Origin of the sequence: Micromonospora arida (genome assembly GCF_003857035.1) — a bacterium.
Lineage (GTDB): Bacteria > Actinomycetota > Actinomycetes > Mycobacteriales > Micromonosporaceae > Micromonospora > Micromonospora arida.
Window position 1 is genome coordinate 1 of sequence record NZ_QGSY01000107.1, and the last position, 19,636, is coordinate 19,636.

Annotated in this window: 20 protein-coding genes; 8 read left to right on the forward strand and 12 right to left on the reverse strand. The window is 71.1% G+C overall.

Annotation, left to right across the window (positions count from 1 at the left end):
• The 6 genes from DLJ58_RS05050 to DLJ58_RS05075 all read right to left on the reverse strand — a co-directional run.
• Positions 1-448: cellulose-binding domain-containing protein (locus DLJ58_RS05050; protein WP_208740856.1), on the reverse strand; the 448-nt coding region annotated here is incomplete at its 3' end.
• Positions 449-634: 186 nt separating this feature from the next.
• Positions 635-1,720 carry a hypothetical protein gene (locus DLJ58_RS05055; protein WP_124854076.1) on the reverse strand — a complete coding sequence of 362 codons (1,086 nt, stop codon included), beginning with the start codon at positions 1,718-1,720 and terminating at the stop codon, positions 635-637.
• 58 nt (positions 1,721-1,778) lie between these two features.
• Positions 1,779-2,222, reverse strand: a complete 444-nt coding sequence (locus tag DLJ58_RS05060) for an OsmC family protein (protein WP_124854077.1) — start codon at positions 2,220-2,222, stop codon at positions 1,779-1,781.
• A gap of 25 nt (positions 2,223-2,247) precedes the next feature.
• On the reverse strand, positions 2,248-3,987 hold the full coding sequence (locus DLJ58_RS05065; protein ID WP_124854078.1) for a multicopper oxidase family protein: 1,740 nt from the start codon (positions 3,985-3,987) through the stop codon (positions 2,248-2,250).
• On the reverse strand, positions 3,984-4,436 hold the full coding sequence (locus tag DLJ58_RS05070) for a DUF6220 domain-containing protein (protein ID WP_124854079.1): 453 nt from the start codon (positions 4,434-4,436) through the stop codon (positions 3,984-3,986). Before DLJ58_RS05070 ends, DLJ58_RS05065 begins: the two co-directional genes overlap by 4 nt.
• Positions 4,437-4,446: 10 nt before the next feature.
• The gene (locus DLJ58_RS05075) at positions 4,447-5,442 is read right to left on the reverse strand and encodes a carboxymuconolactone decarboxylase family protein (RefSeq protein WP_124854080.1); all 996 of its coding nucleotides are present in this window, start codon (positions 5,440-5,442) and stop codon (positions 4,447-4,449) included.
• Between the two features lie 143 nt (positions 5,443-5,585).
• Between DLJ58_RS05075 and DLJ58_RS05080 the strand changes: the two genes are divergently transcribed.
• The 3 genes from DLJ58_RS05080 (at position 5,586) to DLJ58_RS05090 (ending at position 8,223) form a co-directional block, all read left to right on the forward strand.
• Entirely contained in the window at positions 5,586-6,716 is a 1,131-nt protein-coding gene (locus tag DLJ58_RS05080; protein ID WP_244218781.1) for a sensor histidine kinase, read from the forward strand.
• A gap of 25 nt (positions 6,717-6,741) precedes the next feature.
• Positions 6,742-7,404, forward strand: coding sequence for a response regulator (locus DLJ58_RS05085; RefSeq protein ID WP_124854082.1), 663 nt, complete (start codon positions 6,742-6,744; stop codon positions 7,402-7,404).
• 105 nt (positions 7,405-7,509) lie between these two features.
• Entirely contained in the window at positions 7,510-8,223 is a 714-nt protein-coding gene (locus DLJ58_RS05090) for a hypothetical protein (RefSeq protein WP_124854083.1), read from the forward strand.
• A 13-nt stretch (positions 8,224-8,236) separates the two neighbouring features.
• Here DLJ58_RS05090 and DLJ58_RS05095 read toward each other — a convergent pair whose 3' ends face one another.
• Together DLJ58_RS05095 and DLJ58_RS05100 are read right to left on the reverse strand one after the other, a co-directional pair.
• Positions 8,237-9,004 carry a class I SAM-dependent methyltransferase gene (locus tag DLJ58_RS05095; RefSeq protein WP_124854084.1) on the reverse strand — a complete coding sequence of 256 codons (768 nt, stop codon included), beginning with the start codon at positions 9,002-9,004 and terminating at the stop codon, positions 8,237-8,239.
• 180 nt (positions 9,005-9,184) lie between these two features.
• A complete protein-coding gene (locus tag DLJ58_RS05100) occupies positions 9,185-12,184 on the reverse strand; it encodes a glycoside hydrolase family 95 protein (RefSeq protein WP_124854085.1) in 3,000 nt (999 codons plus the stop codon).
• 525 nt (positions 12,185-12,709) lie between these two features.
• Here DLJ58_RS05100 and DLJ58_RS05105 point away from each other — a divergent pair.
• Complete coding sequence (locus DLJ58_RS05105; RefSeq protein WP_208740858.1) at positions 12,710-13,714, forward strand: DUF3800 domain-containing protein; 1,005 nt, start codon at positions 12,710-12,712, stop codon at positions 13,712-13,714.
• Here DLJ58_RS05105 and DLJ58_RS05110 read toward each other — a convergent pair.
• Entirely contained in the window at positions 13,687-14,529 is an 843-nt protein-coding gene (locus DLJ58_RS05110; protein ID WP_124854087.1) for a helix-turn-helix domain-containing protein, read from the reverse strand. The genes DLJ58_RS05105 and DLJ58_RS05110 overlap by 28 nt on opposite strands.
• A gap of 180 nt (positions 14,530-14,709) precedes the next feature.
• On the opposite strand from DLJ58_RS05110, the gene DLJ58_RS05115 reads away from it, so the two are divergent.
• Both DLJ58_RS05115 and DLJ58_RS05120 read left to right on the forward strand, forming a co-directional pair.
• The gene (locus tag DLJ58_RS05115; RefSeq protein ID WP_124854088.1) at positions 14,710-15,054 is read left to right on the forward strand and encodes a DUF1330 domain-containing protein; all 345 of its coding nucleotides are present in this window, start codon (positions 14,710-14,712) and stop codon (positions 15,052-15,054) included.
• 104 nt (positions 15,055-15,158) lie between these two features.
• Complete coding sequence (locus DLJ58_RS05120; protein ID WP_208740860.1) at positions 15,159-16,034, forward strand: alpha/beta fold hydrolase; 876 nt, start codon at positions 15,159-15,161, stop codon at positions 16,032-16,034.
• A gap of 7 nt (positions 16,035-16,041) precedes the next feature.
• On the opposite strand, the gene DLJ58_RS05125 is transcribed toward DLJ58_RS05120, so the two are convergent.
• The gene (locus tag DLJ58_RS05125) at positions 16,042-16,272 is read right to left on the reverse strand and encodes a hypothetical protein (protein WP_124854089.1); all 231 of its coding nucleotides are present in this window, start codon (positions 16,270-16,272) and stop codon (positions 16,042-16,044) included.
• 96 nt (positions 16,273-16,368) lie between these two features.
• Between DLJ58_RS05125 and DLJ58_RS05130 the strand changes: the two genes are divergently transcribed.
• Both DLJ58_RS05130 and DLJ58_RS05135 read left to right on the forward strand, forming a co-directional pair.
• Entirely contained in the window at positions 16,369-17,094 is a 726-nt protein-coding gene (locus DLJ58_RS05130; protein WP_124854090.1) for a TetR/AcrR family transcriptional regulator C-terminal domain-containing protein, read from the forward strand.
• A gap of 174 nt (positions 17,095-17,268) precedes the next feature.
• A complete protein-coding gene (locus DLJ58_RS05135; protein ID WP_124854091.1) occupies positions 17,269-17,664 on the forward strand; it encodes a hypothetical protein in 396 nt (131 codons plus the stop codon).
• Between the two features lie 262 nt (positions 17,665-17,926).
• On the opposite strand, the gene DLJ58_RS05145 is transcribed toward DLJ58_RS05135, so the two are convergent.
• Both DLJ58_RS05145 and DLJ58_RS05150 read right to left on the reverse strand, forming a co-directional pair.
• Entirely contained in the window at positions 17,927-19,096 is a 1,170-nt protein-coding gene (locus DLJ58_RS05145) for a hypothetical protein (protein WP_124854093.1), read from the reverse strand.
• The gene (locus DLJ58_RS05150) at positions 19,093-19,608 is read right to left on the reverse strand and encodes a SigE family RNA polymerase sigma factor (RefSeq protein ID WP_124854094.1); all 516 of its coding nucleotides are present in this window, start codon (positions 19,606-19,608) and stop codon (positions 19,093-19,095) included. Before DLJ58_RS05150 ends, DLJ58_RS05145 begins: the two co-directional genes overlap by 4 nt.
• Positions 19,609-19,636: the final 28 nt, after the last annotated feature.

A 19,636-nucleotide genomic window follows, 5' to 3' on the forward strand; every position in this document is an offset into this window, starting at 1 on the left:
GCGGTGGGGTGGTCGGCGGCGGAGTCGTCGTGCCACCGGTGCAGGTGACGCCGTTGAGGGCGAAGCTCGTCGGGTCGGGGTTGCTGCCCGTCCAGGACCCGTTGAACCCGAACGACACCGTGCCGTTGGTCGGGACCCCACCGTTGTAGCTCACGTTCTTCGCCGTCACCGCCGACCCGCTCTGCGTCAGCGACGTGTTCCAGGCCTGCGTCACCGTCTGCCCGGCGCCGTACGACCAGGTCAAGGTCCAACTGCTCAACGGATCACCCAGGTTCGTGATCGCCACGTTGGCACCGAAGCCGCCCTGCCACTGCGACGACACGGCGTAGTTCACCGAACAACCCTCAGCCGCGGCACCCGCCGGCAGCGCCGCGACAACGGTCGACGACACCAGTAAGCCGACGCCGGCCGCAACCAGACCGACATTGGTGGCTCTGGATCTGGTCATGTAGCACCCTCCTCGCGGGACGGCGGCCCATGCATTGGTGGTGGTCGCTGTGCGGTGACCGGTTGTGAGCGTTAACAGGCCGCGCCAGGTATGTTACGGGAGCGCTCCCATACCCTCAACAGCATCTATCCCTTGTTCTCACCTACGTCGACTTTGCCGGTGCGGCTGACCCGGACGCTGCGCTCCTCAGACGACGGTGAGGGTGAGGACACCGTATTGGTTGCCCCGCTGCACGTAGTGCGGCAGATACAACTTCCACGTCACGCTCAGCTCGCGCCCGGCCCGCATCGAGGCCGGCACCTCGGCGACCATTTCGAACACGGCACTGCCGCCGGCGGGGATCTGCGGGAGCGCGCCGCAGTTCAGCCGGTACAACTGGGCCGAGTTCACCGCGTCGTTTGTCGCGTCGCCGAGAGAGAACCGTTCCATGAGGTAGCCCGGGCAGGGGTCCAGCACGAGGGGGCCGTCGGTCGGGTTGCCCAGCGTCACCCGGAAGGTGAGCCGCGACCCGGCGGCGGCGGTCGTCGGCCCCCGAACAGCGACGGTGAGCTTTTGAAGCGGCGAGGACGGGGGCTTCGACACCGTCACCGGCTCGGTGAACGCGCTCGCGGACAGCGTCCCCCGCGCGCGGGGGTGGACCCCCTCCCCCTGTGGACAACCCGGACGCTCGTCGGCGGTGACCGGTGCGCGCAACCTGCCGCCGTCGTGCGGCAGCTCGATAGCGAGCTCCAACGACCCCTTCACGGGCTGACAGAACGGCCCGGACCAGTCCAGGCGCAGGCTGGCGTGGCCGCCGGCCGGCACGGCGACCACCCGTGTGCGGCCCTCCTCGTCGATGCCGTGGGCGTAGAGCATCGGGATCTCGCGGCCGCCGGCGAGCATGGTCGTGGGCACCTCGCCCTGCAGGGTGCACTCGACCGTCGACGAGTTCCGCACGTCCACCTCGCCGATGAGCTTGCCGATGGCGGCGTCGAAGCCCCGAGGCGTCTCACCGCCGGTGCCGGGCCGGGTCCACGTGGTGAGCCGGCCGGTCAGCTGCTCCGCCCGGCACGGTTCGCTGCCGGCGGCCGGCGTTCTCGGCTCGGCAGGGCGGCCGTTGAGGTCCTCGCCGGTGATCTTCAGGTCGGCCCAGGGCACGCTGCCGTCGGTTAGCAGCTCGGTGGGCGCCGGCTCCGCAACCGTCGGGTCCGCGCGACCCGGCTGGGCGTTCGGGTCGGCACACGCTGCCACGGCGGTGAGGGCGATCAGCAGTGGCACCAGTAGTCGACGCATGCCGTCACCCTCACACGAACGAACCCGCACGGGCCTGAGTAGCCGTGCTCAGCGCCGATCAGTCTCCGGCGGGCCCGGGGCCCTCAGCGATCGCGACGGGAGTGCCGAGCTCGACGGTACGGGAGACCGTGCACAACCGATCGTGTGACTGCTGCAACGACCGGGGCAGCGCCGCACGGGCCGCGTCGCCCTCCGCGCCCTCCGGGAACGTCACGGTGAACTCGACCCGCAGGTTCCGCATCCGGTTTCCGCCGGCCTCGTCCCGGATCTTGTCACCGGTGACGGCAACGGCGAACTCGGTCGGCTCGGCGCGACGACTGGTGATGTGGTCCACGTCCACAGCGGTGCAGCCGCCGATGGCAGCCAGCAGCAACTCCACCGGCGTGAAACTGCCGTCCTCGCCCGCGCCCAACGACACCGACCCGCCACGGGAGTTCCGCACGACGTAGTTGCCCAGGCTGGTGCGCTCGATCGCCACCGAACGGAAGGTGTCCTCAGTCATGACAGAAAACTACAGGCCTCCGCGATCACGAGTACATGAGATGCAGCGTCATCCCGGCATCGGCGTGCGCCAGGTTGTGGCAGTGATTGGCCCACATCCCCGGGTTGTCGGCCCGGAACGCCACCTCCCACACCTCGCCCGGACGGACGTCGAACGAATCCAGCCACAACGGGCTTCCGGTCGCCGGCTCTCCATCGCGGGCCAGCACCAGGACGTGATGGCCGTGCAGGTGCCACGGGTGCACGACCTGCGACCGGTTGACGATCGTGAACCGTACGACGTCACCCAGGCGTACGACCTGCGGTGGGATGTCCGGGTCAGCCGCGCCGTTGACGGTGTGGCCGTACCGCGGTAGCAGTCTGCGCAGGTCGAGGCCGCGATCGAGGACGAGGGTGAACGTTTTGTCGAACCGGGACCAGGGCACCGCAGCGGTCGCGCCGTAGCGGAGCGGATCGAGCACCCGCCAGGCGCCGGTCGCCGTCGACACCGGGCCGGTCGAGTAGACCGCCCGCCCGTCGACGAACAGCGCCACCGGGGTCGCCGGCGCGTCGAAGACCAGGTCGTAGCGGCCCCCGGCCGGGATCAGCACGGCGGTGTCCACCAGCGGCGTCGGGCCGCGCAGGTCGACGCCGTCGATCGCGGCCACCCGGAACGCGGTCCCGGCCAGGGCGTACCGGTGCGTCGTGCTGTCGGTGTTGATCAGCCGCAACCGCACCGGCAGGCCGGCCTCGACCTCCTCCACCTTCGGTGCGGGCAACGGACGGCCCGCCAGGGTGTGCACCGGCACGGTGACGTCGAGGCCGGTCACCGGGCCCGGTCGCACCACCAGCACGCCGTAGAGCCCCATCCGTACGCCGACGTCGGAGGCCGAATGCGTGTGGTACCAGTACGTTCCGGCCTGGTCGGCGCGGAACCGGTAGACGAACTCCTGCCCGGGCCGCACCGCCGCCTGCGTCACCCCGGGTACGCCGTCCTGATCGTTCGGCACGTCGTACCCGTGCCAGTGCAGGGTGACGCCGCGCCCGATGTCCCGGTTGCGCAGCGTCACCTCCAGGACGTCGCCGACGGTGGCGGTCAGTTCCGGTCCGGGGACCTGCCCGTTGAACGCCCACGCCGCGACGTTCCGGCCGCCCGCGTCCACAGTGGCGGTTGCGGCGGTCAGGGTGAACCGCCGGGTGGGTTCGTCGGTGATCCGGGCCGCCGGAGAACCATGATCATGCGGTACGGCGGGCGCGGCGCCCGGGGCGACGGTCAAGCCGGTTCCGGTCAGCAGTGCCGCGACCGCCACCACGAGGGCCGCCCGGGACACCGTCCGGGACGGGCGCGCGCCGAGCGCACGCCCCGAGATCACCGTCGCCGCCACGACTCCGGCGACCGCGAGCAGCCCGGCCCCGGCCGACGCAGGATAGCCGTGCAGGATCGTCACGAGCAGGGCGCTGCTCGTGGCGTACCCGGCGAAGAGCAGCGGAACCGCGACGGCCCGGATGTCGCCCGGGGCCCGCAGCAACCGCGGACCGGCGACGCCCACCGCCGCGAGCGACAGTGGGGCCGCGATGAGGACCTTCTCCGCGGCGAACCACCAGCCGGCGCGGGCGAGGGCGGTGATCGTGATCGCGCGGGCGAGCGTGGCGAGCAGGGCGACGGCTGCCAGTCCCAGTGCGAGCGGGCGGCGACGGACGGCGGACGCGGCGCCACCGCCCAGCCAGGCGGCGGACGCGAGGACCGCGATCACGAGGTCGGCCACGAGCAGCGACCCGGTGGTCACGCCGGCTCTCCTTCCCGGGTGACCAGCCGAGCCGTGCCGGCGGGAACCGGGACGGCCAGCTGTCGCGCCGCCCGATGGACACCGACCACGACGTGCACCGCGATGATTCCGTTGAGCGCGTGCAACCCTCCGATGGTCAGGCCGAGCGGGGTGCTGACACCCGACGCGTCGGTGGACGCCTCGGCCAGCATGGCGATGAGCGGCTGGAGGACGACGAGGCCGATCGGCAGGATCGCCAGTCCGATGACCTTTCCCGGCGCCTTCGCCAGCGCGGCGAACAGGGCGGTGAGCACTGTGAGAATCGGGATGACCGCCATGCCGTTGACGCTGTGCAGCGCGTACGCGTCCTCGCCGGCGGGTCTGGTGAACCCGCCCACGGCGGCGAGGACGAACTGCACGGCGAACGCGACGAGCAGCAGGGCGCTGACGATGACGAGAGCCTTGCGCATGGGTTACCTCCTAGAGGGGCGCCGAGGCGAGGGCCCGGGCGACGTGATCGGTGGCCGTGATCGCCCCGTACGCGACCAACCGCACGAGGTCGGCGTCGGCGGGGTGGGAGAGCCGCCAGAGAGCGACGTCGCCCGGGCTGATCGCGCTGGGCGCGAACGCCGCCAGCAACGCGATCCGCGTCCCGATGCGGTCTGTGCCCGGCACGTCCCGCACCATGTCGACGGCCCAGTCCGCGGGCCGCGCCGGGAACCGCCCCTCCTCCCAGCGCACCGTGGCCGTGACGGTCTGGCGCGCCACGTCGCCCAGCAGCAGGTCCCCACCCCGGGCAGCGGCGTCCCGTAGCGACGCGTAGGCGACGCCCACCGGGCTGTCCCCCGCCCAGGCGGGAGGTGATGCCGTCGGGTCGGCGTCGAGGAGCGGGAGGCTTCGGCCGGGCTCCTTCGACTCCCGGGCCGCCTTGGCGTAGAGCCGGCCCCCGACCGACCGCACCAGCGGGGAGCGTTGCAGCCCGCCGGGGAGCAGATCGGGGTCGAGCAACGCGGAGACGACCCGGTTGATGAAGTGGAACGCGAGCAGGGTGCCGGTGATCTCCGGGCCGTGGGTGCTGGTCCAGCCGGCGGCTCTGGGGCTGCGGCTCGCCTGCGCCCAGCCGACGAGCGCGGCGTGCCTCGGCTCGGGGGGCGTCTCGCCCCGGGCGACAGCCTCGGCCAGCTTCGATGCGCCCAGCGCGTGCAGCAGGAGCACGTGGGCGTCGAGGCAGAACTGACAGCGGTTGGCCCGGGACACCGCGGCCGCGACGAGTTCGCGCTCGACCCGGGGCGCGTCCCCGGCGAGCAGCGCCTCCCGCATCAGCGCCCAGGTCGCGGCCAACACCTCTGGCACGGCCGAGAGCGCCTGGAAGGTCGGCAGCGGCCCGAGAAAGTCGTCGCGCAACTGTTGGTAGACGGCCGCTGTGCGGCCGGTGGCCGCCCTCGTCGGCGTGGGGGTGAAGAAGCGGTATGTCATGGGCTCGATGCTTGTTCCGGCGGGCCGGGAAAACGTCGTGCCGCCGTAGACACTTGCCCGCCGCTCATACCGCGTCCGTGGTACGCCTTAGGTACCACGCGCGCGGGATGCTCCACCGACGACGGCCGTTCTACAGTGCGACCATGCGCCGCGACCTCCCGTACGCCCTCGGCGGTCTCGTCCTCGGCATCCTCCTGCTCGGCAACGCCGTGCTCACCCCGGACGCCGCGCCGGTCGAGGTGCTCGACGTCGCCCTGGTCCTCGCCACTGTGGTGGCCCTGGCGGCGTGCCGGCGCTACCCGGTGGTGGCGCTGGGCGTGGTCACCGTCGCCATGCTGGCCGTTCACGTCCGGGTGCACCCCGGGGTGTCCGCCGCGTTCCCGGTCCTCTGCGCGGTCTACGTCAGCGCCTGGCAGGGACACCGGTCGGCCGCGGCCGTGGCCAGCCTCGCCTTCCTCGGTAGCTTCCTGGCCCGCGACATCTCGATGGCGCCGGCCGGCCGACCAGGCCAACTGGTCGCCGAGCGGACGGCCCTGCTGCTCGGCTGGTTCGTGGCGGCCAACGTCGCCGGGCTCGTCGCGCGGCAGCGCCGGGCGTACCTGGAGCAGGTCGAGCAGCGGGCGATCGAGGCCGAACGCACCCGCGAGGAGATGGCGTTGCGCCGCGCCGGGGAGGAGCGCCTGCGCATCGCCCGCGACCTGCACGACTCCCTGACCCACAGCATCTCGGTGATCAAGGTGCAGGCGGGGATCGCCGTGCACCTGGCCCGCAAACACGGCGAGGAGCCGTCGGCCACGCTGCTGGCGATCCAGGAGGCCAGCGGCGCCGCGATGCGGGAACTCCGCACGACCCTCGACGTCCTGCGCACACCCACCGACGGCGATCGGGTCGGGCTGGCCCGGGTGGACGAGCTGGCCGAGCGGACCCGGGCGGTCGGCGTACCGGTGCAGGTGACAGTCACCGGTCAGCGCGGGGACCTGCCCGACGAGGTCGACCAGGCCGGGTACCGGGTCATCCAGGAGGCCCTCACCAACGTGGCCCGCCACGCCGGGCCTGCGACCGCGCACATCCAGGTGGAGTACGCCCCGGCGGGGCTGACCGTCGCGGTCACCGACGACGGTCAGGCGTCGCCGGCTGAGCCCCTGACCCCGGGCGTGGGCCTGCGCGGCATGCGGGAGCGGGTCAGCGCCCTGGGCGGCACGCTGCGGACCGCCGCGCACGACGACCACGGGTTCACCGTACGGGCCACCTTCCCGCTGGACGGCCCGCGATGACCGCCCGCCGGCCGGAGGAGCCGGGATGATCCGGGTGCTGCTCGCCGACGACCAGGCGCTGATGCGAGCCGGCTTCCGGGCACTGCTCGACGCCGAGGACCACCTGGAGGTCGTCGGTGAGGCGAGCGACGGCGCCTCGGCCGTCCACCTGTCGCGGTGTCTGCGCCCGGACGTCGTTCTGATGGACGTGCAGATGCCGGGCCTCGACGGCATCGAGGCCACCCGGCGCATCGCCGCCGATCCCGACCTCGCCGCGATCCGCGTTCTCATCCTCACCAACTACGGGCTCGACTCCTATGTGTTCGCCGCCCTCCGCGCGGGCGCCAGCGGCTTTCTCCTCAAGGACGCCGACCCCGCCGACCTGCTGCACGCCGTCACCGTCGTCGCGCGCGGCGACGCGCTGCTCGCGCCAACCGTCACCCGCACACTGATCAGTGAGTTCGTGGCCGGCCCACCGCCGGCCGTGCCGACGGCCGGACGCGACGTGCTGACCGCCCGGGAGCAGGAGGTCGTCGAGCTGGTCGCCCGTGGGCTGACCAACGACGAGATCGCCGTGCGCATGGTGATCAGTCCGCTGACCGCCAAGACACACGTCAACCGGGCCATGACGAAGCTGCACTGCCGCGACCGGGCGCAGCTGGTCGTGTGGGCGTACGAGTCGGGGCTGATCACGCCACGTCGGCGGTGACCGCCGTCTCCGAGAGCGGAGTCGACCAGCCCCCTTGGGACATGAGGGAAGGTCGACGCATTAGCATTGCCGCCGTCCGCGACGGCTCTGCTGAATCGAGGCGACATGCGTTGGCTCCGTCGATTGCTGGGCGGTAGGCGGGTCCAGCTCGACCCGGGACGCCAGCAGGCGCTGCTGCACGACGTCCAGTCCCGGTACGGCCCCCACGCGCGGATCCGGTTCAACGAGCAGGTCGAGTCGCTCGCCGGTTCGCTCGACAGTGACGACGGCCTGGTGGTGGCGACCCGGATCGTGAGTCAGGTCGCCGACGAGGCCCACGTGGACCTTCAGGCCCAGGCCCAGGAGATCCACCGACGGACGGGCCGGCGACTGCTGGTGCACCGCCGTAACTACCGGCCGCTGTGGAAGGAGGCGGGCCCGGCGCTGCGCTGGCCGCTGTTCGCGTTGCCGTGCGGCTTCCACCCGTACGCGCAGGTGGCCGCCGCCGTCACCGTGGTCGGCAAACGGGCACCCCGGATCGACCGGGTGACCGACCCGAACCCGCTGGTGACCCGCCTGTTCGAGGTGCTCGACCTGACCACCTCCGGCTGGGAGTACGGCCGGGTGCGGGTGGACACCGACGCCGCCACCCTGGCCGATCGACTGATCGTCAGTACCGGACAGGTCCTCGCGGCCATGGACGACCCGCCGCGACTACCGCCCGCGGTCCGTGAGCTGATGCGTCGCAACAACACCGTCGCCGTGCACGACCCGGCCGGCCCCCGGGCGGTGGGCGGGATCAACCTGGGCGCGCGGATGCGGGAGGAGTTCCTGGTCTGAGCACCCTCGGGCGCTACTGCTCGGGGCGTCGACGCGCGAGATGCACGATGACGTCGGCGGAGAGCTCGACCGTCTCGGGCAGGACCTGTTCGATCTGGGCGAAGACCTGCTCCTGCTCCGAGGTGGGCAGCGCGAGATACGCCGAGATCGTCGACAGATGCCCCACGTAGTGGCGCGCACTCATCGTCAGCCGACGCTCGATCACGGTCTGCTGCACATCGGTGAACCATTCGGACCGTTGGAGCTCGGTGCCCGGCCACTGCATGGCCTGCCCCGGGGGCGTTCCATCGGGCGAGGGAATCTCGTCGCTGTCCAGGAAGGGTGCCCGGGCGACGCGGACAGCGTCCGCCACCGCCGGGTCAACCAGCTGGGTTGGTCCGCCGAACGAGGCGAACACGCCGCCGGGTTCCAGTAGTGCGGCCATCCGCGACCATCGCCCCTCCGGTTTCGTCCAGTGCAGTGCCGCTGCCGCGTAGACCAGGTCATACCTCGCGCCCGGCCGCAGGTCCTCGAATGCGGCACGCACGGTCCGGACGCCTGCTGGCACGTGCTTGCGCAGCTCGGCGAGCATTGCCCCGTCCGGCTCGGTCGCGGTGACAGTGACGCCCGCTGCGGCGAACAGCCGGGTCGCCTTGCCCGTGCCGGCGCCGATCTCCAGCGCCGATCGCACCGGCCGATCCGAGTGCGTCAGCACCAGGTCGACAAGCTCGGCAGGGTAGCCCGGTCGGTGCCGCTCGTATCGTCGCGCCACCATGCCGAAGCTCAGTGCACGAACCGGCATGCCGACAATCCTGTCACGACTCGCGTCGGTGATGCCCGGTCTTTCCGCGCAAACGGGTCGCCTACGCACCGCCGTGACGACAACTGCGCGCAACCGCTTGCCGGCCCGCCGAACGCCGAACGCGACCGGGCCCAGGTGGGACGGGCCCGGTCGTGCTCCCCCGAGCAGGAATCGTTGCCGTCAGCCCCCGATCGCGATGGCGAAGATGTGCATGGTCGGCACGTTCGTCGCGGGACGGGCGCTGATGTTCGGCAACACGACCGAGGCCACCGCCTTGCTCTGCAACGCCACACCCACGTAGTAGATGCACGCGGCGGTGTTCTGACGGCCGTTGTTGGGCCGGTTCTGGTACGCGGACACGATGGCCGCGGTGCCCCCGGAGTGCGGCCCGCCATACCAGTCCGGCGAGCTCAACGTGAACGTCTGGCGGGTGCCGTCGGCGTAGACCACAGTGCCGGTCCCCGACACCGCTCCGTAGGTGCCGGTCAGCAGGAAGCCGAGCGTGCTGCCGGTGCCGGTCACGCCGATGGTCTGGCCCGAGGCGACGGCGTTGTCGGCGGCCCCGGAGCTGACGTTGGGCCAGCGGAAGTTGACCCCGTTGCGGCTCACCGTGCCGCCCGGGCTGGCACCGGCCTGCGCCAGGGCCTGCGCGGAGAGCGAGGCCCCACCGCCGTCGAAGTTCCCGACGTTGGTGTTGCTGTCGCTGGTGATGCCGACGTTGCTGAAGCTCTGCTCCAGCGTCGGCGTGGTGGCACCGGAACTGGTGACCCGGTAGGTGCGTCCGGCCTGCACGGTGACCTCGATCAGGTCGGACTCGATCCGGGTGGTCCGGGCCGCCGTACCGTCGGCGGTGTCGACCACCGTGACGGTGCCGGTCAGGATCCGGGAGCGCAGGCGGACGGTGCCGGCCCGGTCCGGTCGGACGAGGATCTCGGTGGCCAGACCGCTCGCCCAGGTGATGCCGACCGTGTGCCCACCTCGACCGCGCAGGCCGGTCACCCGCCCGCTCGGCCAGGCCGGTGGCAGCGCGGGCAGGACGTGCAGCTCGCCGGTGTGGCTCTGCAACAGCATCTCGGCGATGCCTGCGGTGGCGCCGAAGTTGCCGTCGATCTGGAACGGCGGGTGCAGGTCGAACATGTTGGGCGCGAGCCGCGCGGTGGTGGCGAGGTAGCGGATCAGGTCGTGAGCCCGCTTGCCCTCCTCCATCCGAGCCCAGAAGTTGATTTTCCAGGCCAGCGACCAGCCCGTGCCGTCGTCGCCGCGCAGCGCCAGGGTCCGCCGGGCCGCCTCGAACAGCTGCGGAGTGCCGCGCTTGGTGATCTGGTTGCTGGGGGCCAGCCCGTACAGGTGCGAGATGTGCCGGTGGTTGGGCTCGGTCTCCACCCAGTCGTAGAGCCACTCCATGATGTTGCCGCGCGAGCCGACCTTCATCGGGGGGAGCCGGTCCCGGGTGGCACGCACCTGGGCCCGGAAGGTGCTGTCCACGTCGAGGATCTCGCTCGCCCGGGCGCACGCGTCGAACAGGTCCCGCAGGATCTGGTTGTCCATGGTGGGGCCGGCGCACACGCTGGCGTTCGCGTGGTGGCTCAGCTCCGGCGAGTTCGACGGGTTGGTCACCAGGTAACCGAGGGTCGGTTCGGTCACCAGGGTGTTGAGGAAGAACTGCGCCGCACCCTTCATGGCCGGGTAGTTCGTCCGCAGGAACTCGATGTCGCCGTTGAACAGGTAGTGGTCCCAGATCAACGTGGACAGCCAGGCGCCACCGGTCTGCCACATGCCCCAGAACGCGCCGTCCACCACCGCGGTGGCCCGCCACGCGTCGGTGTTGTGGTGGGTGACCCAGCCACTGGCGACGCCGTACTGCACCTGGGCGGTCCGCGCCCCGGTGACGGCGAGGTCTCTGACCATGTCGAAGACCGGGTTGTGGCACTCGGCCAGGTTGGTGGTGTTGGCCGGCCAGTAGTTCATCGGCAGGTTGGCGTTGATCGTGTACTTCGAGTCCCAGGAGGGGGCCAGCGAGTCGTTCCAGATGCCCTGGAGGTTGGCCGGCTGGGTGCCGGGCCGCGAGGACGAGATCAGCAGGTACCGCCCGAACTGGAACAGCAGCGCCGAGAACTGCGGGTCGTTGACGCTGTTGTGCTGGGCGATCCGGACATCCGTCGTCTGGTCGGCCGCGGACGTGCGACCCAGATCGAGAGTGACCCGCCCGAACAACGCCTGGTAATCGGCCACGTGCCGGCTGCGCAGCTGGTCGTAGCTGCTGGCCCGCGCGCTGGCGAGGCGCTGCCGGGCGATGCCCTGGTAGTCGCCGCCGACGTTGCGGTAGTTGACGTAACTGGAACCGATGGAGATCAGCAGGGTCACGCTGTTGGCGTTGGTCACCCGTAGGGTGCCGCCGGAACTGGACACGCTGCCGCCGCTGATGGTCGCGTTGGCCAGGGCGAGGAAACGGACCGCGCCGGTGACGCCCTCCATGTTTCCGGAGACACCGTCGAGGCCGATGGTGGTGCCGTCCGGGCTGGACACCGTGGTGCGCTGCGGGCTGTCGAAGGTGGCGGTGAAGCTGATCGAGCCGGTCCGGTCGGCGGTCAGCCGGATCGCGATGACCTGGTCCGGCGCGCTGGCGAACACCTCCCGCTGGTGACGAACGCCGTTCAGCACGTACGTCGTCGTGACGGTGGCGGTGGTGAGGTCGAGCGTCCGGTCGTACTGCGAGGCTCCGCTGGCGGATCCGAAGGCGAGCCGCAGGTTGCCGACGGTCTGGTAGGCCAGCTGGCCGCCGGGGTTGCCCATCATGGTCTGGTTGATCAGATCCTGGGCCTGGGTCCACTGGTTCGCGTTGACCAGCCGCCGGATCTCCGCGAGCGCTCCCGCGCCTCTGGGGTTGCTGGGATCGTGCGGCCCACCGGCCCAGACGGTGTCCTCATTGAGCTGGAGTCGCTCGGTGTCGACGTTGCCGAAGACCATGGCGCCGAGCCGGCCGTTGCCGATCGGCAGCGCCCGCAGCCAGTCGGTTCCGGCCCCTTCGTCGTACCAGAGGGCGAGGTCCCCGGCGGCCAACACCTGCGGCGGCGCCACCGAGTCCGCTCGTGCCACGGCGGTCCAGGGCACCGGCAGGAGAGCACCACCCGCACCGGCTGCGCCGATCTTGAGGGCCTGCCGTCGGGTCAGGTCTGACATCGATCCTCCAAACGGTGACCAGTCCGGCCACCCCGAAGCGTGACAACTATGGGACTCGACATGGGGATCCGCTTGGTTGGGGCCAACCGGGACCCTGCCTGCGCAGGCCGACACCGGGCCTTGGCGAGCCAGACATCGGATGTGTTTCGGGAAGGTTACTCCGGGGCCACAGAATAGGCAACGGTCGATCAATGGGTGGACACCACGCCTCTCTGGCCGGTCAGCAAGATGCGCGGGCGGGCGAGCAGCGGCGCGCTGACGCGACACCGCACGGCGATCCGCCAGAATCACGGCGACGATCACCCACCCGGACGGACATACATCAGATGTACGCAGGCGAGCAGTCGAGCCAGCCGCGCACCAGCTGCAGGTGGGGATCGACGCGCCCGGGTGGCAGCGAGCGCAGGGTGTTCGCGATGGTCAGCACCCGGAGCGCGCCCATTGAGGGTTGCGGCTCCCGTAGGCAATCGGGTTGTCCTCCGCCGGCGCACGGGTGACCATGGGCGACATGGCGGGAGCTCGGCGGTGAGATCACCGCTTCAGGGTGGGCTGCCGCCGGGCGGCGCGGTGGTGATCGGGGCTGTCGTGGAGATCGCCTGCGACGAGTCGGGATTCTCGGGTACGAACCTGCTGCACTCGACCGCCCCGGTGATCACGCACGCGAGCGTCGACCTGGCCGTCGACGAGGCGGTCGCGCTCATCACCTCCCTACGGTCCCGGTTCCGGTTCGCGCCGCACGAGCTCAAGTCCGGCCGGTTCCTGCGCGGTTCGGGTGCGCAAGAGGCACTGGAGTGGTTCCTGACGGCGCTGGCCGGCCGCGCGCACGTCCACCTCATCGACAAGGAGTTCTTCCTCGTCACCCGGATCGTGGACTTCCTGCTGACCGAGCCGTCGTACGCGGCGGGCACCCGCCTGGCTCGCGAGCACCATCCGACGGCTCTCGCATTGCACGAGGCCGGACGCTCGGCCGGAGGCGACTGGGGCGCCTTCCTGTCGGCGTTCGTCGATCTGGTCCGGATGAAACGGCGACTTCCGGTCGACCAGACGGTGCAGCGGTTCTTCCAGGCGCGGGACGCGCTGCGGCGACACCGCCTCGGCACGGTGGCGGACGCCGCCCTCGACGGGCTCGGCCCGAGCCACGTGCGGGCCGTGGTGGCCCGGCTCGACGTCGACGACCGCACGGTTCCTCCTCCACTGGAGCCGCTGCTGCCGGCCCTGGCGGAGACGGTCCTGTCCTGGAGCGGCGGCCAGCGGCAGGTGCTGGTGACCCACGACGAGCAGAGCGCCCTGACGGCAGACCGGCTGACCCGCCTCCAGCGGGTGTTGGCCGACAGCAACGCGTCGACGGCCGGCGTCGAGCGGGCCGGGGCGCTGCCCAACGGAGTGTCGCCCCTGGCAGGGCTGGTGATGGTCGACTCCCGCGACGATCCGCGCGTGCAGGTAGCGGATCTCCTCGCCGGAGTGGCCCGGCGGATGCCGGGCATCATCGACGACGCGCTCCGTCAGCCGCCGCCCTCTCCCGCAGGGTGACGGGCAGCCGAGTCATGATCGGCACGGGCTCGGAGGGCTTGCGTGGTCGCCGAGTCAGCGGGGAAGAACGCCTCGACGGCCAACCCTGCGACTGTGACCTCCCGCGGCGTACCGAAGAGGGTCGTGGTGCTGACGAAGGACAGCTCCTGGTCACCGTGCCGGTAGCGCAGCGGGACGAGAACACGGGAGAGGGCATCGCCGACCGGTGTCGTGTCGACGTCGCCGCCGGGATAGCCGCGAAGCTCCTCGTGCAGGTCGTACAGGATCGGATCGTTTGTTGTCGCCGCCTGCTGGTGCAGCCGTTTCAACAGGTGGGCGCGCCACTCGGGCAGGTTGACGATGCGCGGTGCCAGACCGTCGGGGTGCAGGCTGAGGCGCAGCACGTTGACCGGTGGGGTGAGCAGGTGTGGCTGCGCGTCCATGGTGAACAGGGCGACGGCAGGGTTGGCGTCGACGAGGTGCCAGTGCTGGTCGACGAGCAGCGCGGGGTACGGGCTGTGACCATCGAGGATCTGCCGTACGGCGGCCCGTACCGGTGCCAGCTCGGGGTCGGTCAGTTCGTGGCGGGGGTAGGCGGGGGCGTAGCCGCCGGCCAGCAGCATCGTGTTGCGCTCGGCCAGCGGCATCTCCAGGTGTTCGGCCAGCCGCAGGATGAGGTCGGGGCTCGGCCGGGATCGCCCGGTCTCGACGAAGCTCAGGTGCCGGGCCGACACTCCCGCCTCGATCGACAGGTCGAGCTGGCTCATTCCGCGAGTCCGACGCCAGTCGCGCAGCAGCTCCCCCACTGGTCGCCCGTGCCGGGTCGAAATCGTCACTCACCGACCCTAATTCGACACCGACAGCCGGGCCATTACCTGCGAGGTAATCGACAGTCCACCGCGACAGCGGAAATAGTTCTTCCGGCACGACCGATCCGGTGCCGTGACGCGGCGGCCCACGCCGACCGTCACCACCGCGACCGACATAAGAAGACCAAACGCAAAGGACAGGCACTCATGACCGCGTACGCGATCGCACACCTCCGCAGGGCACCCGTCCACGCCGAGGTGCTGACGTACCTGGAGCGAATCGACGCCACCCTCGCGCAGTTCGCAGGCCGGTTCCTCGTCCACGGCGGCACCATCGACGTCCTGGAGGGCGACTGGCCCGGCGACGTGATCGTCATTGAGTTTCCCGACCTGCAGCGGGCCCGCTCCTGGTACCAGTCCAGCGATTATCAGGAGATCAAGCCCTTGCGGACGAGGCACCTCACCGGCGAGGTGATTCTCGTCGACGGAGTGGAGCCGGGCCACGACTCGTCGCAGGTGGCCGCGACCATTCGCCGCGCCACCAATCGGTAGCACCTGACCTTCGCACCCCAGGGCACGAGCGCCGCCCCGAAGATCCCGATGGCTCGCCGCCCGCAGGCACCCTGACACAGGTCAGCCGGCCGTAGTCTCATCGGATGCAGGACATCCAGACGCACACCCTGGTCATTCCCGGCGTCGACCTGGTCTACGACGTCCGCGGCCCGCTCCCTCCCACTGGCGCCCATCGTGCGCTGCTCATGATCGGCCAGCCGATGGCGGCGGAGGGCTTCACCGCGCTCGCCCCGCACTTCACGGACCGCACGGTCCTCACCTACGACCCGCGTGGTCTGGGCCGCAGTGTCCGCAAGGACGGTCGGTCCGACCACACGCCGCAGCAGCAGGCCGCCGACCTGCACGCACTCGTTCAGGCGCTCCAGGTCGGTCCGGTTGACGTGTTCGCCAGCAGCGGCGGCGCGGTGACCGCACTCGAACTGGTCGCCACCCACCCCGACGACGTCGCCACCCTGGTGGCGCACGAACCGCCGATCAACGCCGTGCTCCCCGACGCCACGGCCGCCGAGCGTGCCCGAGCCGGCTTCTACGAGGCGTACCAGGCGAAGGGCTCGGGTGCGGGGATGGCCGCGTTCATCGCCATGACGTCCTGGCAGGGCGAGTTCACCGATGCCTACTTCGCCCAGCCCGCCCCCGATCCGGCGATGTTCGGCATGGCAGCCGACGACGACGGCAGCCGCGACGATCCGCTGCTGTCGCGGAACTCGTGGGCGATCACCGACTACCGTCCCGACGCGAGCGTGCTCACCGCCGCGCCCACCCGGATCGTGGTCGCTGTCGGCGAGGAGTCGGCCGGCACGTACACCGCTCGCACCGCCCTGGGCCTCGCGGCGCTGCTCGGTCAGGAGGCCGTGGTGTTCCCGAGCCACCACGGCGGGTTCCTCGGCGGCGAGTTCGGCTACGCGGGCAAGCCCGAGGAGTTCGCCGCGCGGCTGCGGGAGGTACTGAACGCGGGCTGACCCCTGCTCAACGGGTTGCGTCGGTGTAGACCTCGACGTCGTAGAGCAACTGCACGTCGCGGCGGCCGTTGGTGATGCCGACGAAGACCGGATCACCGGCCGGGGTGCGGCCCTGACGCAACGCCTGATCCCGGGCGGCCTCCCGCGACTCGTGATGGATCCTGCCCTCCCGATGCAGTTGCAGCACCCGACGGGCAGTGGTCCGGTCGGTGTCGAGATGGATTCGCACGAGAGGCATGCCGGGACCTCCTTGCGCCAACAGTCACCCCAACTTCCCTACGGACAACCACCTTACCGTCGTTAAGTTGCCTGTCCATCTGTTTAGGATGCCTCCATGACTCCCGTCGAGCCCGGCATGGCCACCTCACCCTCGGCGGCGCGACCGGACAATCACGCCGCGCCGCCGGTATGGCTGCGCGCGGCGCCGTCGCGGGCACGACGGAAGCCACCCTTGACCCTCGATCGCATCGTGGACGCGGCCGTGATCGTGCTGGACGAACTCGGCGCCGAGGGCCTGACGATGCGCTGTCTCGCGCAGCGGCTCGATGTCACGGCGACCGCGTTGTACTGGCACGTGAAGACGAAGGACGACGTCCTGGACCTGGCCGTCGACCGGATCTTCGGCGATGTGGCCGTTCCGGACGCGAGCGAGAGCTGGCTGGAGGACATCCGCGTCCTCGCTCGCGCCTGGCGCGGCGCCATGCTGGATCATCCCTGGGCCGCAGGGCTCATCGGCCGCCCCATGCTCGGTCCGAACGTGCTGGCCCGCACCGAGTTTCTGCAATCGGCGCTGGTACGCGGCGGCTGTAGCGGACTGCACCTCGCGGTGGCGACGCGCCTGCTGGCCAACTACGTCATCGGCGCCTCGCTCACCGAAGCCACCTGGCGACGGACCACGGAGCCTGAAACCAGGGCCGCGGCCCGCGCCCATATCGTGGCGAGCGCCAACGCCTATCCGACCCTCGACGCCTCGGGCCACCTCGACGACACCCGATGGGACGACGACCTGCTGTTCGAGGAGGGCCTCAACGGCATTCTCCGCACGGCGGCCCGGCGCTAGCGAACGAGCGAGCCCATCGGTACCGGTGCCAGCAGACGTCGCCGACCCTGCACCGTCCGGAACGAGTAGGAGGCTGGGCGCTCGTGCAGTTGGCCCGACCAGCCGTATCGTGGGAAGCAGAGGCGGCGATCCGCCGCCTTCGATGAAGTTCCTCCGGCGGTCGAGGAGAACGAGATGACTGGTCTGGCGGCCGTCGGCGCAATCGTGGGCGTCCTGCTCGTCGGTCTCGTGGTCCTGGTCCGCAAGCCGGCCAACACCCGGTCGGTGCTCAGATGGTCGGCCCTGGCGATCACCGCGCTGGTGGCCGCCGTGCTGGTTCCCTTCACCGTGGACGACTCGGGCACCGCGGCCAGCTATCTGCTCGGCGTTCCCGTTGTCGCGGCACTGCTGCCCGTTCTCGCACAGTGGGTCGGTCGACTGACAGTGGTCGCCGATCTGATGGCCGCGCTCATCCTCACCGGATGGGGTCTGCTGCTCGGGCTGGGCATCGGTGTCGCGTTCCTACCAGCGGTGATACTCCTGATCGCCAGCGCCGCGGGCACCTGGGCGCCGCGACCGTCCACCACGTGACCCGGTGACGCGTGGTCAGCCGTCCGGGGTGAACAGCCCTTGGACGCCGACGACGATAGCGATGAGGCCAAAGATCGCGAGCAACAGTCGGACACCAGTGGCGCCGTCCGGCTGATCGTCGCGCGGCGTCGACCGCCCGGTCAACCGGCCCCACAGCAGAGCGGTGATCAGCCGGTGGGAGCGTACCCACGGACCCGCTCGGTTGAAACGGTCCGGACGGCACGCCCCCACGACGGAGTTCGAGGCTGAGCCGATCAGACCCTCAGCGGGTGCACCGCCACACCAGCGGCCGATACGCCTGGTTCTCGTAGACGGCCCCGACCACCGTCAGACCGTCGTCGCTGATTCCCTCGGCCGTGTACGTGCCCGCCTCGGTCGCCCGGACCTCGGGTCGGCCCGGCAACCGGCGGGAGGTGCCGTCCGGGGCCACGACCAGCGGCGCACCGTCGACGACCAGCACATCACCATTGCCGGCGATGCCGCTCGCCCCCGGGAAGGGCAGCAGGCTCACCGCCCCGGTGGCGAGATTCCACCGCACCGGCAGCATCCGCACAGCGCCGCTCCGTTGGCCGCCGGGAGCCATGCCGATCGCCCATTCGCCCTGCGCCGAGTCGACCGACGCCCGCGTGTAGCCGTCGGGCACTGCCAGTGCCGTCCCGACGCCCTGCGGCGTCCACCGGTAGGGCCGATCGTCCACGGTGCCGACGATCGTGCCGTCCTCGGTGATCCCGGTCGCGGACGACCCCCGCTGGCCGAGCAGCCGGTACTTCTGGGGGTGGTCCGTCGACCACAGCACAGCCTGGTGCGAGTCGTCGGACCTGTGGGCGGTGCCGACGATGTCGCCCCGACCGTTGACGGCGTGCACGAGCACCGTGTCGTAGCCGGGCGGGGTGGACAGGAAACGCAGCTTCCCGTCCCGGTACAGCCAACCGGTGCCGTCGCCGTTGGTGCCGACCACATAGCCACGGCTGTTGACCGCTGCCGCGTGCCGCGCGGTCGCCGGCAGGACGACCGGCCGGCCGTCGGTCCACAGCACGACCCGTCCGTCCTCCCGCCCGGTGCTGATGTCGCCGACGATGTGCCGTCCGGTGGGATCGACCCCGCTGGCCACCGCGACCGGACCGTCGACCGGCTGCGGCAACCACGACGCCTGGCAGGTGACCGGCGGGCGCGGGGCGGCCGACCCGGTCTCCGCCGGTGACACCGCGAGCGCCGGCGTGTTGGGGACTGGCGGGCTGGTGGTCGCGCCGACCTGGACGGCACCCACGACACCGACCCCGGCCAGCACCGTCAGCGCGGCGATTCCGCCGACTCGGCGACGCTGGCGGTGCCGCCGCCCGTCGCGGACCGCCCGGCTCAGGTCGACCCGCGGCTCCGGTACCGGCACCGAGCGCAGCAGCTCGGCGATCCGCTGATCGTCCACCGTGGTCATCTCGGACTCCTCACTGACATCTCGGTGACGTCGAGCACCTGGCGGACGGCCGCCAACGCCCGAGCCGTCTGCGACTTCACGTTGCCTTCGGAGCAGCCCATCGCGGCGGCCGTGTCGGTCAGCGACAGGTCGCACAGGAACCGCAGGACCAGCACGGTGCGCTGGCCGCGCGGGAGGCGGGCGAGCGCGGCGAGCAGGCTGTCCCGCTCGGCCAGGTCGTCGTGCGGCGTCACCGGCGAGCGCTCCGGCTCCGGCACCGACCCCAGCAGGCGAACCTTCGCCCAGCTCAACCGCTTCTCATCGACGAGCTTGTGCACCAGCATCCGATGTACGTACGCGTCGACGTTGTCGGCCCGGCTGACCCGGCGCCAGTTCACGTAGAGCGCCGTGACCGTCTGCTGCACCACGTCGTCGGCCAGATGGGCGTCGCCGCACATCAGGAACGCGGTCCGATGCAGGCTCGGCAGTCGCGCGGAGACGTACTCCACGAACTCACCCTCGGCATCCACCATCGAGGCTCCCTCCTCCTCCGCAAGCTCG